This window comes from Rhodanobacter sp. UC4438_H5, from assembly GCF_052978405.1.
Genome location: NZ_CM129672.1, coordinates 725,214 through 737,487, shown reverse-complemented (window position 1 = coordinate 737,487; position 12,274 = coordinate 725,214). Strand labels below are relative to the sequence as shown.

General features: G+C 68.9%; 13 protein-coding genes. 2 read left to right on the top strand and 11 right to left on the bottom strand.

All coding sequences use genetic code 11. The features are described 5' to 3' along the window. Window positions 1–122: 122 nt before the first annotated feature. A complete protein-coding gene (locus ACVCL9_RS03300) occupies window positions 123–1,526 on the top strand; it encodes an FAD-dependent oxidoreductase (protein ID WP_447099126.1) in 1,404 nt (467 codons plus the stop codon). Beyond that, window positions 1,519–1,926, top strand: a complete 408-nt coding sequence (locus ACVCL9_RS03295) for a DUF3293 domain-containing protein (protein WP_447099127.1) — start codon at window positions 1,519–1,521, stop codon at window positions 1,924–1,926. Before ACVCL9_RS03300 ends, ACVCL9_RS03295 begins: the two co-directional genes overlap by 8 nt. Window positions 1,927–1,992: 66 nt before the next feature. On the opposite strand, the gene gspF is transcribed toward ACVCL9_RS03295, so the two are convergent. The 11 genes from gspF to ACVCL9_RS03240 all read right to left on the bottom strand — a co-directional run bounded on the left by gspF (window position 1,993) and on the right by ACVCL9_RS03240 (window position 12,263). Beyond that, window positions 1,993–3,198, bottom strand: coding sequence for a type II secretion system inner membrane protein GspF (gspF, locus tag ACVCL9_RS03290; RefSeq protein ID WP_447099128.1), 1,206 nt, complete (start codon window positions 3,196–3,198; stop codon window positions 1,993–1,995). A 4-nt stretch (window positions 3,199–3,202) separates the two neighbouring features. Next, window positions 3,203–4,678, bottom strand: coding sequence for a type II secretion system ATPase GspE (gene gspE, locus ACVCL9_RS03285; protein ID WP_447099129.1), 1,476 nt, complete (start codon window positions 4,676–4,678; stop codon window positions 3,203–3,205). Between the two features lie 7 nt (window positions 4,679–4,685). After that, on the bottom strand, window positions 4,686–6,785 hold the full coding sequence (gene gspD / locus ACVCL9_RS03280) for a type II secretion system secretin GspD (RefSeq protein ID WP_447099130.1): 2,100 nt from the start codon (window positions 6,783–6,785) through the stop codon (window positions 4,686–4,688). A 34-nt stretch (window positions 6,786–6,819) separates the two neighbouring features. Next, entirely contained in the window at window positions 6,820–7,287 is a 468-nt protein-coding gene (locus tag ACVCL9_RS03275; protein ID WP_447099131.1) for a type II secretion system protein N, read from the bottom strand. A gap of 78 nt (window positions 7,288–7,365) precedes the next feature. Then, window positions 7,366–8,166 carry a type II secretion system protein N gene (gene gspN, locus ACVCL9_RS03270; RefSeq protein WP_447099132.1) on the bottom strand — a complete coding sequence of 267 codons (801 nt, stop codon included), beginning with the start codon at window positions 8,164–8,166 and terminating at the stop codon, window positions 7,366–7,368. Then, window positions 8,163–8,651: a type II secretion system protein GspM gene (gene gspM, locus ACVCL9_RS03265; RefSeq protein WP_447099133.1), complete on the bottom strand. Its 489-nt coding sequence runs from the start codon at window positions 8,649–8,651 to the stop codon at window positions 8,163–8,165. The genes gspN and gspM overlap by 4 nt, the downstream gene beginning before the upstream one ends. Further along, window positions 8,648–9,859 carry a type II secretion system protein GspL gene (gspL, locus tag ACVCL9_RS03260; protein ID WP_447099134.1) on the bottom strand — a complete coding sequence of 404 codons (1,212 nt, stop codon included), beginning with the start codon at window positions 9,857–9,859 and terminating at the stop codon, window positions 8,648–8,650. Before gspL ends, gspM begins: the two co-directional genes overlap by 4 nt. After that, window positions 9,856–10,776 (bottom strand): type II secretion system minor pseudopilin GspK, encoded by a 921-nt coding sequence (gspK, locus tag ACVCL9_RS03255; RefSeq protein WP_447099135.1) that lies wholly within the window; start codon window positions 10,774–10,776, stop codon window positions 9,856–9,858. The genes gspL and gspK overlap by 4 nt, the downstream gene beginning before the upstream one ends. Beyond that, entirely contained in the window at window positions 10,773–11,372 is a 600-nt protein-coding gene (locus tag ACVCL9_RS03250; RefSeq protein WP_395117910.1) for a type II secretion system protein GspJ, read from the bottom strand. The genes gspK and ACVCL9_RS03250 overlap by 4 nt, the downstream gene beginning before the upstream one ends. Further along, on the bottom strand, window positions 11,369–11,764 hold the full coding sequence (gene gspI, locus ACVCL9_RS03245) for a type II secretion system minor pseudopilin GspI (RefSeq protein ID WP_447099136.1): 396 nt from the start codon (window positions 11,762–11,764) through the stop codon (window positions 11,369–11,371). Before gspI ends, ACVCL9_RS03250 begins: the two co-directional genes overlap by 4 nt. Further along, the gene (locus ACVCL9_RS03240; RefSeq protein WP_447099137.1) at window positions 11,742–12,263 is read right to left on the bottom strand and encodes a GspH/FimT family pseudopilin; all 522 of its coding nucleotides are present in this window, start codon (window positions 12,261–12,263) and stop codon (window positions 11,742–11,744) included. Before ACVCL9_RS03240 ends, gspI begins: the two co-directional genes overlap by 23 nt. Window positions 12,264–12,274 lie beyond the last annotated feature (11 nt).

Sequence of the window (12,274 nt, the reverse complement as noted above, 5' to 3'; positions counted from 1 at the left end):
GCCGGCCCTTCTCGTTGCCGCGACAGCCTGCCGGAGGCATGCCGGCACGAAACGGACGATCCGGGATTGCAGTCGCGCGGCGCTTGCGGAACAGTGTGCGGATTCCTTCTCCGGACCGCAGCATGGCGCAGCAACCCATCACCCTCATCGGCGGCGGCCTGGTCGGCGCCTTGCTGGCGCAGCAGTTGGCCCGGCGCGGTTTCGCCGTCGATGTCTTCGAAAAGCGCCCCGATCCGCGACTGAGCGGTTTCCTGGGTGGTCGCTCGATCAACCTGGCGCTGGCCGAGCGCGGCCTGCAGGCGCTGCGCACGGCCGGCCTGGCCGACGACGTGCTGCAGCGCGCGGTGATGATGCGCGGGCGCATGGTGCACGACCGCGATGGCAACAGCGGCCTGCAGCGCTACGGCGTGGACGACAGCGAGGTGATCTGGTCGGTCTCGCGCGGCGCGCTGAACATGCTGCTGCTGGATGCCGCCGAGGCGGCCGGCGTGCGCTTTCATTTCGGCCAGTGGCTGGTCGGCGCCGACTTCGGGCGTCAGCGCATCCGGCTCGCCGACGAGGCGGGCGTGCAGCGTGAACTGGATGCCGGGCTGCTGGTCGGCGCCGACGGCGCCGGCTCCGCGGTGCGCGCGGCGATGAACGCGCAGGCGCCGCTGGGCGAGCGGATCGAATCGCTCGGCCACGGCTACAAGGAACTGGAGATCCCGCCAGCCGGCGAGTTGCCGGCCGCGGTGCTGCAGCACAGCGGCGGCCGCGACCAGTTCGCGCTGGAGCCGCACGCGCTGCACATCTGGCCGCGCGGCGGCTACATGTGCATCGCGCTGCCGAATACCGAGGGCAGCTTCACCGTCACCCTGTTCCTGCCGGCGCAGGGCGCCGCGCCGAGCTTCGCCACCCTGCCCGACGCCACGGCCGCGGGCGCATTCTTCCGCGAGCAGTTCCCGGGCCTGCTGCCGCTGATCCCGCGCTTCGGAGAGGATTTCGACAGCCACCCGGTCGGCACGCTGTCCACGCTGTACCTCGAGCGCTGGCACCTGGACGGCCGCGCGCTGCTGCTCGGCGACGCGGCGCACGCGATCGTGCCGTTCCACGGCCAGGGCATGAACTGCGGCTTCGAGGACACCGTGGTGCTGGCGGACCTGCTGGCCGGGGCGCCGGACGACAGCGCCGACGTGTTCGCCGAATTCCAGCGCGTGCGCCAGCCGAACGCCGACGCGATCGCCGCGATGGCGGTGGAGAACTACATCGAGATGCGCGACTCGGTGGCCGATCCGCACTACCTGGCCAAGCGCGAACTCGGCGCGAAGCTGGCCGAGCGCATTCCCGGCCACTACATGGCGCGCTATCGCCTGGTGACGTTCACCCACGTGCCCTACGCCTACGCGCTTGCACGCGGCCGCGCACAGGATGAACTGCTGGAACAATTGCTGCGCGACACGCCCCGGGTTGCGGACATCGACCTGGACGCCGCGGCGAGTCTGTTGCGCTCCCGCCTGCCGCCGCTGCCGCCACTGCGCCATGGATGAATCGCTGCTTGCCGCCTTCCGCGCCACTCGTTACCTGGTCTGCCTCGACCCTGTGGAATGGGCCGACATCCGCATCGACCAGCCGTTGCCGGTTGCGCTGCACGCGCTGGTCGGTGCCCAGGCCTGGGGATTCATCACGGCGTGGAACCCGCGCGGCGAACCACGCGACCTGGCGGACAACCTCGCTGCGCAGGGGCAGCTGTTCGCCGCATTGCGCGAATGGCCGGGGGCGGCGATCCGTCCGGGGATCGGCATCGGCACCAGCGGCTGGCATGAGCCCAGCCTGTTCGTGACCGGACCCGACCGGGCGACGCTGGACGCGCTGGCCCGTCGCCACGAGCAACTGGCCTACCTTCACGGCCGCGCCGACGGTACGGCCCGCTTGCGCGTAATGGAATGACGCGTCCGCACGCGCCCGTCGACCCGACACCAGGAGAGGTGGGCGGGATCAGGGACGACATGCATTTCAATGCACCAGCTGGTTGATTTCCATGATCGGCAGCAGGATAGCCAGCACGATCATCAGCACGATGCCGCCCATGACCAGGATCATCATCGGTTCGAGCAACGTGAGCAGAACCGCCAGACGTCGTTCGAGAGCCTGCATTTCGAGCTGTGCGGCGCGTTCGAGCATGTGTTCCAGTTTGCCGCTGGCTTCGCCGCTGCCGACCAGGTGGATCATCAGCGGCGGAAAGACATGCGCGGCATCCAGCGCGCGTGTCAGCGTATCGCCTTCGCGCACGCGCTCAATGGCAGCCTTGATGCCGCCTTGCATGACCAGGTTGGACATGGCCCGCGCACCGTAGTCGAGTGCCGCGAGCAAGGGCACGCCACCGCCGACGAGGATGGCCAGCGTACTGGCGAAGCGCGAGGCATTCAGACTCCGAATGACCGATCCGAGCCAGGGCAAGCGCAACGCCAGAGCATGCCAGCGGCGCCGGTGGCGCTCGCGCTGGAGAACGGCCCGCACGCCGACCGCGGCGCAGAGGCCGATGACGAGGAGGCAAGGCCCCGCTCCGCGCAGGAAATCCGAGACCGCAATCAGCCCCCGGGTGAGCAACGGCAGGCTTTGCCGAGACTGCTGGAAAACCTGCACGATCTGCGGCACGACGTAGACCAGCAATCCGGCAACCACGCAGATCGCCACGAAGGTGACCAGCGCCGGATACAGCAGGGCGAGACTGGTCTTCTGGCGCAGCGCCTGACGCGCCTCCAGGTAGTCGGCAAGGTGTTGCAGCACGTCCGGCAACGCGCCCGATTCCTCGCCACCGCGCACCAGCGCGCGGTAATAACCGGGGAAATCCCGCCCGTAGCTGCTCATGGCGCCGGCGAGCGACAGGCCAGCGGTGATCTCGGCCTTGACGCCACCAAGTACTTCCCGCGTCTTTGGCGCCGCAACCTCCTCGATCAGCGCAGCCAGTGCATGCTCCATCGTGAGGCCGGAAGCGAGCAGCGTGGCCAGCTGGCGGGTGAGCAGGCTCAGTTCGGCCGCAGGGATGCCGCGTGACCAGGGCGGCGCCGCGCGCTCCCGGTTGCGAACACGCTCGACGCGCTCCGGATACAAGCCCCGGGTGCGCAACTGGGTGCGGGCCTGACGCGGTGAATCCGCCTGCACCAGGCCGGACCTGGGATGACCGGCGGCGTCGAGTGCCCGGTAACGGAACGCCTCCATGGCGCTACCGCTCGCGGGTGACGCGCAGCACTTCCTCCAGGCTCACCGTGCCTTCGGCGGCCAGTCGCATGCCGTCGTCGCGCAGCGAACCCATGCCATGCGCGCCGGCGTGTTCGCGCAGCGTCTGCTCGTCCACCCGGTCGTGGATGAGCCTGCGCAGCTCGTCATCGACCGTGAGCCATTCGTAGATGCCGGTACGGCCCTTGTAGCCGGAGCGGTTGCACGCAGGGCAACCGACCGCCGCATGGAAATTGCCCGGTGCAGACGCCAGACCGAGGCTGCGCAACTGCACGGCATCGGCTGCCAGTGGCGCACGACATTCCACGCAGAGCTTGCGCACCAGGCGCTGGGCGCCGATGCCGATCAGGCTGGACGCAAGCAGAAAGGGCTCGACGCCCATGTCGACCAGCCTGGTGACGGCGCTCACCGCGTCGTTCGTATGCAGCGTGGTGAGCACCAGATGCCCGGTGAGGCTGGCCTGGATCGCGATCTGCGCACTCTCCAGGTCGCGGATTTCGCCGATCATGATCACGTCCGGGTCCTGGCGAAGGATGGTGCGCAGGGCACGCGCGAAGCTCATGTCGACGCGGCTGTTGGTCTGCGTCTGGTTGATGCCGTCGAGGTCGTACTCGATCGGATCCTCGACGGTCATGATGTTGAGCGCCTTGGGATCCAGCCGCGACAGCGCGGCATACAGCGTGGTGGTCTTGCCGGAACCCGTGGGGCCGGTCACCAGGATGATGCCGTGCGGCTCGCGGATCAGCGCGTCCACTTGCGCGAGGGTGGGCGGGTCCATGCCCAGCCGGGACAGTTCGAGCCGGCCGGCCTGCTTGTCCAGCAGGCGCAGCACGACACGCTCGCCGTGGCCGGTCGGGATCGTCGACACCCGCACGTCGATCGGCTTGCCGGCGGCGCGCAGCGCGATGCGGCCGTCCTGCGGCAGGCGTTTCTCGGCGATATCGAGCTGCGCCATGATCTTCACGCGCGACACGATGGCCGTATGCAGCGCGCGTGCGGGCTCGATCAGATCGCGCAACGTACCGTCGATGCGCAGCCGAACCACCGAGCGCGACTCGAACGGTTCGATGTGGATGTCCGAAGCGCCTTCGCGCAACGCCTGGGTCAGCAAGGCGTTGATCAGGCGGATCAGCGGCGCGTCGTTCTGGCTGTCCAGCAGGTCCTCGACGCGCGGTATTTCCTGCAGCAACCGGGACAGATCCATGTCTTGTGCGAGGTCGTCCGCCAGCGCAGCCGCGCCTTCGTCGGCGCCGTTGTACAAGGTGGCGATGCGCTCGTCGAACTCGCCTGTGCCGACGCGCTGCGCACGAATGGGCACGCCGAGTGCGCGGCGCAGCTCGGCCAGCGCGCCAGCCGACGCGCCATGGCGCACGACGACTTCGGCGACACCGTCGCCAAGTCCGGTGACGGCGATGCCGTTGACCTTGGCGAAGGCATACGGCACGGGCGGCTTCGTCAGCATCCCGCGATCACCGCCGATTGTCCTGGCCGGCCGATGCCGGCGGCAGGGGTGGCAACAGTGGCGAAGGATCGTTGCCGCGCACTGCGCCGCGAGTCGGCTCGGCGTGGATCTGCTGACCACGGATGTAGTCGTAGCGTTCGCCGGTCAAGGCACCCGCCCCCTGCGCATCACGCAGGACGGTCGGGCGCAGGAATACCATCAGATTGGTCTTGGTACGCGAGTGGTTGTTGTAGCGGAACAGGCCGCCGAGCAACGGCAGACTGCCCAGCAGCGGAACCTTGGCTACGCCGCCGTTGACGGAATCCTGCATCAGCCCGCCGAGCACGATGATCTGTCCGTCGTCGACCAGAACAGTCGACTCGATCGAGCGCGTGTTGGTGATGACCCCGGCGGGATTGGCGGTGTCGGCAATGCTCGAAACCTCCTGGTAGATCTGCAGGCGCACGACTCCGCCTTCGGATATCTGCGGGCGAATCCTCAGGGTCAGCCCGACATCCTTGCGCTCGATGGTCTGGAACGGCGACGGCGTGGTTGCCGCACCGGAAACTGCGTACTGGCCGGTGATGAACGGGACGTTCTGGCCAACCACGATCTTCGCCTCCTCGTTGTCGAGGGTGAGCAGGGTCGGCGTCGACAGGATGTTGGCGTTGCTGTCCGTTTCCAGTGCGCGCGCGAGCAGGCCGAGGTTGAGGACCTGAACGCCACCCACCGTCACGCTGCCGTGCACCGTGCCGATGTTCAGCCCGGGGCCGGCACTGGCCGGGTTCTGCGCGATGCCGATGATGTTCCGCCCCGCCCCGCCGAAGTTGGTGCCGCCGAACACTTGCGTACCCGACTCGCCGATGCCGCCGAGGTCCTGCCACTGGATGCCGAACTCGCCGGCCTTGTTCGCCGTAAGCTCGACCACGAGCGCCTCGACATAGACCTGCAGCCGCCGCGCATCGAGTTTTTCCACCACCGCGCGCAGGTTGTTGTAGACCGCATCGGGCGCCGTGATGATGATCGAGTTGGTGGCGGCGTCCGCCTGGATGATGCCTGGCACGGTTGCAGCTTGCGGCATGGCGTCTCCCGTCGCCGGCATGCCGCCGCCGCCCGATGCCGCCTGCGCGCCGCCGCCGATGGCAACACCGGCAGTCGCATTCGGCGGCACCGCCTCGGCTGGCGCCGCCGCGCCGGATACCTGTCCCGGCGATGATGCGCTGCCGGAGTAGATGCCGCGCAAGGTCTCCGCCAGCTGCACGGCCTCGGCGTTCTTCAGGTAGACGACGTGAACGTTGCCGGCGGCGCTGGTCGGGGAGTCGAGCAGTGCGGCGAATTTCCGGACCTGGGCAAGTCGCGCCGGATCGGCCGCGCGCACCAGCAGGCTGTTGGAGCGGGCATCGGCGATGACTGCCACGCGCTGGGTCGGGTCCGTTCCCTGCAGCGTCTGCAACGCCTGCGGCGCTGCCGCAAACAGATTGTTGATGGTCCGCGCTGCGTCCAGCGCGGAAGCATGCTGCAGGACAATCATCGTCGCGCCGGCCTCGTCCGGCTGGTCGACGGCGGCAATGATGCCCGCCAGCCGTTCGAGGTTGCCGGCGTAGTCGGTGATGACCAGCGAGTTGCTGTCCTGCAGCGCGGTGATGGTGTTGTTCGGCGCCACCAGGGGACGCAGCGTAGGCACCAGTTGCACCGCCGACTGATGCGCCAGGGCAAACACCCGCGTCTGCAGTCCGTCGCTGCCGGGGTGTCGGCTCGACTGGACGTTGCTGTGCTGCTTGGCGTCCGCCTCCGGCAGGATCTTGACCAGGCCGTGGTCCTCCACCGCCGCGAAACCTTGCAGGCGCAAGGCCGACAGGAATACCTCGTACACGGTATCCCGTGCCACCGGCCGCGCCGAGATGATGTTGACGGTGCCCTTGACGCGCGGATCAAGCACGAAATTCTTGCCGGTGACTTCCGCCATCGCCTTCACCACACCCTCGATGTCCGCATCGACGAAATTGAGCGTGACGGTCTTGACCGGCGCCGGACTTTCCGCCGCCTGTGCCATCGCGCGCGACGCCGGAACGTACGCGCAGGACAAGGCCACGGCCACGATGGCCGCTTGCAGCGTGTGCTGGTTCATGGCTGCCCGCAGGGGGAAGTTGACCCATGGCGTTTCATCGGGAAGTGCTCGTGGTGGTGGCAGGGGTCCGGGAGGGGCGTGGCCAGGCCAGCGTTTCGCGCGATCCGTTGCGCTGCAGGATCACCTGCTGGGGAAGTACCTTCTCGAGCCGGATGCCCGGCGCGAGATACTCGCCGGCACGGGCCAGTCGGGTTTTCTTCGCATCGAGTTGCAGCAGCGCGTAGCCGGCGCCCTGCGGCTCGGCAGCCATGACGCCCAGCAGCCTGATCGCCAGCCCGGACGGCACCTCGGCCTGCGCATCGCCGGGCAGCCGGCCAAACAGGTTGCCGGCAGCAGCGAGGCGATCGGCCGGCCCGGAAATCTCCATGGCCCGCGGCAGCGGTGCCGGCGCGCACCACGCCCAGGTCCAGTAGGCCAGCACGAGACCGAGCAACGACAGCGCGCCGGCTTTCGATGCAGCGCCGAGCGCCGTTCGCGCAAGATTCGATCGTCCGGACAACATGCCTTTGTTCCCTCTGCCTGCACGGGTTGGATGGTCGCGGGGACAACAGGGTTCCCATGTCGATGGCCCGCCGGAAACTCATGGCCGCGCGCCGGCGGGTGCGCCGCCGAGCGGCGGGCCGAGTTGCAGGTCGAAATCGCCGTTGTCGCGCTCGACGGCGATCAGCCGCAACAGCGGCGCCAGTTGCGGGCGCTGCTGCGCATCGACCCGCGCGGTGGCGGAAAACGTCGCGGGGCCGCCGCCGCGCCAGGACCCGCCGCCGTCGAGATGGAGCGGCCCGCTGCCGGTACGCAATGTCGCCTTCAACAATCCCGCGTTGCCGTGGACACGAAGTTCGTAGGTGCCGAGCGGTGCGACCCGGGTCAGGGCGGAACCGGCATCCTTCCACGTAATGACAGCATCGGCCGAAACGGTGTGGCCGGAACGCGAGAACTGCGTGACATGGAGGGCGAGATCGCCGCGCGGGCCGAGCGGCGCCATGCGAGGCACGGCGAGGCCAAGCGCACTGGCCGGCAAGGAGAAGTCGACGCTTGATACCTCGATACCGTGCGCCGAGATGCGCACGGGGAAGCCCCGGTCGGCGTGGTCGATGGCGACCTCGAAGTCGAGGCGCCCGCGCCACAGGGCCCGCGGTTGCAGCGTCCAGGAAAGATCCTTGCCGACGCCGCCCGACCCGGCACCATCGCGGATCTCCAGCCGCCCGCTGCCGGACCACAGGCTGCCGTGCGCCTGCGCAAGACGCAGCTTCCCGGCGCTGGCGCGCCGCAGGCCCGCATCGAGCAGCGTGGCTGGCGCCAGCACGACCAGAAACGCCGCATAGGCCGCCATCGCCACGCAGACGCTGGCAACCGGTTCCCGCCATGTCGGTCGGCGCGTCATCGACCGGGGCGCTCCAGGGTGACGGTCACGCCCACCTGGCCGGGCGCGGAACCGGATTCGATCCGCACTGCGACGGGGCGCAGCTGCTGCGCGCGCATGGTGTCTGCCCAACCCAGCCAGTCGGCGAACGCCACATTGGCGAATACCAGCTTCACGTGGCGCGCATCCGGCAGCTCGATGCTCGCCAGCGAACGGGTCAGTCCGCTGGCGTCGACCTGGCGCTGCACCAGCTGGCGCAGGTCCGTCGTGGACGCAGGCAGCGGTGGCATCGCGCGCAGGCGCACGATCTCGTCCGCCTGCCCGCTCTGACGCATCGCGTCTGCACGCAGCTGGGCGACCGCCGGCAGCAGCCGCAAGCGCGCCTGTGTCGTCGCGTACAGCAGCCACGCATACGCCACCAGCCCAAGGCAGATCGCCACGACGGCAACCAGCCCACGTTCCCGCGGGGATCGGGCCGCCCACAGTCGGTTCAAGGCATGCTTCATGGCGACCTCAGGGTCAAGGTGACGGTGCCGCGCCCGGCACGACGCGCCTCCTGCGGCGCGTCGACATCCAACCCGGCCTGCGCCAGGCGAGCCTCGACGCGACGCATGAGCGCGCCGTCCGCAGCGGCGAACTCCAGCACCATGCGTCCGTCCTCATACGACAGCGCGCGCAGCTCCGCGGCCGGCACCTCCGCCAACGCTGCTGCCACCTTGCCGAGCATGGCCGGGAAATCGCCGGCATCCGGCTGGTTCGCGGCGCGCCGTGCCTGGGCCAGTTGCCGCCGCATCTGCAATGCCGGGTCGGCCACCGCGACGGCGTCGGGGAACAGCGCGCGGAAGCGCGCCTCCATCTGCTGGCGAAGCTCATGCTGTTCGCTCGCCAGCCGCACGCGATCGACCAGCAAGGCTGCCGAATGCAGCAGCAGCGCCGCGAGCAGAATCCAGCCGATGTGTCGCCAGCGTGCGAGCATGGCGACGGACGGGCGCCAGTGCCCGCGTTCCTGATCGATCCGGATGCCGGCCAACGCCGGCGCCATGCGCCAATCCGGTTCCGATGCGAACCGGACGCTGACGCCCAGGCCCTGCTGCCATGCCTCCGGATCGGGCCGCGCCGCCGGCGTCGTCACATGCAGCGCGATCGACGCGGGTACGGCATCGCGCGCCCGCGCCTGCTCAAGCAGCAACTGCAGCACCAGTGGCGGCGTCTGCCGATCGCCGCAATCGGTGGCGGCGCCCTCGAGTTCGCCGATGCGCACATAGCCTTCCTGCCCGCTCCAGGCAAGACTCCACTCCCCTTGCTGCATCGGCAACATCAGCGTCTCGCAATACACGACGTCGACGCGGATACCGACCGCGCCAAGCGCGTCGCGCCAGCCTTGCAGCCGCTGCCGGTCGACCACTGCGAGCACGTCGTCGTCCCCGACCCGCCCCAGCATGCTCACCTGGTTGGCGTCCGGGTCGGATGCCAGTTGTTCCTCGGCTGCATAGGCCAGCAACGCCGCGGACCTGCGCCTGCCCACTCGAGGCAATCGCGTTCGGGTGATCAAGACCTGGCTGGCGGCAAGCACCAGTTCGACCCGCGATGCCGTGTTCGGCAACTGTGCCAGTGCCCCACTTCCGGAATGCACACCGGCGTGCTCGTCCAGCAGCACCCATCGGCATGACGTGGGCGCCGTCGACAGCGGACAGAATATGCGCAGCAGGCTCATCGGAGCTTCCGCCATACGACGCCGGGCCAGCGCGCCGCGTCCGTCCGCGCCAACAGCAGCTGGCTGCGGGCCTGCGTCTTGCCGTAAGTCACCCGCAGCGTGACCAGGAAATAATCGCTGCCGACGCGGATGTCCTGCCCGGGTACCGTGGCGTCCTTGCCGAGCTGGCCAAGGAAATCGGCGTTGTTGCGATAGAAAGTTCCGTTGCGGCGGGCGACCAGTGCCCGCGCCGAATCCAGATCCAGTCCGTCGACCACGGCAGCGAGAACCTCGGCGGACGCCGTGTTCACGTTGAGTGCGGTCGCCGCCGGCAGCGCCGTCACGAAAGGTGCGAGGCGCGCACGGACACTGGCGTCGAAGCCACGTACAAGACCCAGTTCGTCCAGATCGACGAGCGGCCGGTTGGCGGCGAGACGAGGGTGGCCGAGCCCGCGGTAGTACGCATCCTCCGCCCCGCCGGCGGGCTGCGCCACGCTGTCGGCATCGACCCAGTCGGCGAGTGCATCGGCCAGCTCCGCCGGCAAGCCGAGGATGGCCAGCAGGCGCTGGAAACGCGCGTACTGCGTGACATCGAGTTTGCCGTTCCGGACCAGGTTGTCGAGATTGAACCGGCCTTGCTGGTCCTCGATGTGGCCGGCCAGTTCGCCGTTCTCGAACGGGATCGGCGGCAGGCGCAGCGCCCACGGTTCTCCGGCGTGGTCGACGTCGCCGCTGGCTCGACGGTCGTCGAACAGCATTGCGCGAGCCCAGTCGCCTCCCGCCGTGACCAGTTCCTCGGCCTGGACATGGTCGGCGGCCAACCCGGCCTGGCGCGACCACGTGCTCAGCGCGACCAGCATGGCCGTTGCCGCCACTGCAGCCACGGCCATGATCGCCATCGCCATCAGCAAGGCCGCACCGCGCTGCCCGGCGTTCATGAGCGCAGCGCGAACACGCGCACCACGGTTTCGCCCGAACCGAGCACCACTTGCATGCGTACGGCCAGCGGCAGCGGGGGGTCGGCCGGCGTCGTCGGCCACGTATTGTTCCAGGTCAACGCGGGGCCGAGATATTGCAGGCTCAGGCGGGTCACGTCATCGAGTACCACGTAGCGGGTCGGCGGCGTGGTTGCGGCAAGGTCGAGCCCCGGCCAGATCCACAATTCGATCTGGTGCGCGCCGTTCACTCCGTAGCCGATGCGCCGCGGTACGTCGACGCCGTCCGTCCCGGCGAACCGAGTGAACTCCAGCAGTGGCGCCTGTGCTGCATCGGGTCGACCAAGCCACGCTGGCGAGGTGCCGGCATCGCTGCGCACCGGGCGCGGCGCGGCCAGCCGTACATCGCGCGCAAAGCGGACGAAGAACGACTCCGCCTGCCGCCATTGCGCGGATTCCGCCTGAATGCGGTCGCGCGACGCCATGACCACGCCAAGTCCGCGATAGGCCATCAGCGTGAGCAGCGACAGAACGAGCAGCGCCGACAGCAGCTCGATCAAGGTGAATCCGGGGGCAGCGCGAAACCGGTGGGCGTTCATCGGCCGCTCTCCGAGGGATCCACGACAAAACCCGTGGAATGCGCAAGGAAGTGCGCTGGCTGCGCCGGCGCGAAGACGAAGACGTCGACACGATGGAATGCCGCATTCGGCGTCGCGGATACTTCCTCGCGCCAGCCGAGTTCAAGATTGCCCTGGCGCCGCACACCGGTTCGCACGCCAACCGGCAACCAGTCGCCGCGTGCACGATGCTCGGCGAGGCGATCGGCCGCGACCCACCCGGCCAGCAGTCGCCCACGCAGTTCGTCGGCATGGCTGACGCCCTGCGTGGCCACGCGCAGCGCGGCAAGCAGCGACACCGCGACGATCGTCATGGCGACCAGCACTTCGACCAGCGTGAATCCCGGCGCGTCATTGCGCTGCCATGTCGCCATAGGTCTTCCCCTGCCCGGGTGCGATGCGCAAGTCGCCGACCGGAGAGGCCGCGATGCCGTAATGGTCGGCACCGAGCGCCAGGTCCATCGAAAACGCCGACATCGAGCCGTCGGACGGAAACTGCAGACGCATGGTCGCCTGCGCCGCGGCGGCTTCGTTGCGCAGCTGCGATATCAGCATGCCGTGCGGCAGGCTGCGCGCACGCAACACATCGTCGTCACGGATCTCGGACCACCCGTCATCGCCACCCTGGCGCCAGAAGCGGTAGTGGCTGCCGTCGGACGTCCACACGATGGCGGCGCCGGAGATGCGCGCTTCCTGGGCGGCAAGCTCCAGCAGCTGCGCGAGTCGCTCGGCCTCGACCCGCAACAGGTCGCGATCGCCCGGTTGCATCCGTGCCCCGATGGTTCCCGCCAGGATGCCCATGATCAGCACCACGACCAGCATCTCCAGCAGCGTGAAGCCGCGTTTGCCCAGGCGGACGATCGCTTCATGCACGGCACGGGTTT

What these genes read in the sequence shown, in the direction of transcription:
- gspD (WP_447099130.1), bottom strand. Translation starts at nt 6,785, where the DNA reads ATGAACCAGCACACGCTGCAAGCGGCCATCGTGGCCGTGGCCTTGTCC.
- ACVCL9_RS03250 (WP_395117910.1), bottom strand. Translation starts at nt 11,372, where the DNA reads ATGAACGCCCACCGGTTTCGCGCTGCCCCCGGATTCACCTTGATCGAG.
- gspM (WP_447099133.1), bottom strand. Translation starts at nt 8,651, where the DNA reads ATGAAGCATGCCTTGAACCGACTGTGGGCGGCCCGATCCCCGCGGGAA.
- ACVCL9_RS03275 (WP_447099131.1), bottom strand. Translation starts at nt 7,287, where the DNA reads ATGTTGTCCGGACGATCGAATCTTGCGCGAACGGCGCTCGGCGCTGCA.
- gspL (WP_447099134.1), bottom strand. Translation starts at nt 9,859, where the DNA reads ATGAGCCTGCTGCGCATATTCTGTCCGCTGTCGACGGCGCCCACGTCA.
- gspE (WP_447099129.1), bottom strand. Translation starts at nt 4,678, where the DNA reads ATGCTGACGAAGCCGCCCGTGCCGTATGCCTTCGCCAAGGTCAACGGC.
- gspF (WP_447099128.1), bottom strand. Translation starts at nt 3,198, where the DNA reads ATGGAGGCGTTCCGTTACCGGGCACTCGACGCCGCCGGTCATCCCAGG.
- ACVCL9_RS03295 (WP_447099127.1), top strand. Translation starts at nt 1,519, where the DNA reads ATGGATGAATCGCTGCTTGCCGCCTTCCGCGCCACTCGTTACCTGGTC.
- gspI (WP_447099136.1), bottom strand. Translation starts at nt 11,764, where the DNA reads ATGGCGACATGGCAGCGCAATGACGCGCCGGGATTCACGCTGGTCGAA.
- gspN (WP_447099132.1), bottom strand. Translation starts at nt 8,166, where the DNA reads ATGACGCGCCGACCGACATGGCGGGAACCGGTTGCCAGCGTCTGCGTG.
- gspK (WP_447099135.1), bottom strand. Translation starts at nt 10,776, where the DNA reads ATGAACGCCGGGCAGCGCGGTGCGGCCTTGCTGATGGCGATGGCGATC.
- ACVCL9_RS03300 (WP_447099126.1), top strand. Translation starts at nt 123, where the DNA reads ATGGCGCAGCAACCCATCACCCTCATCGGCGGCGGCCTGGTCGGCGCC.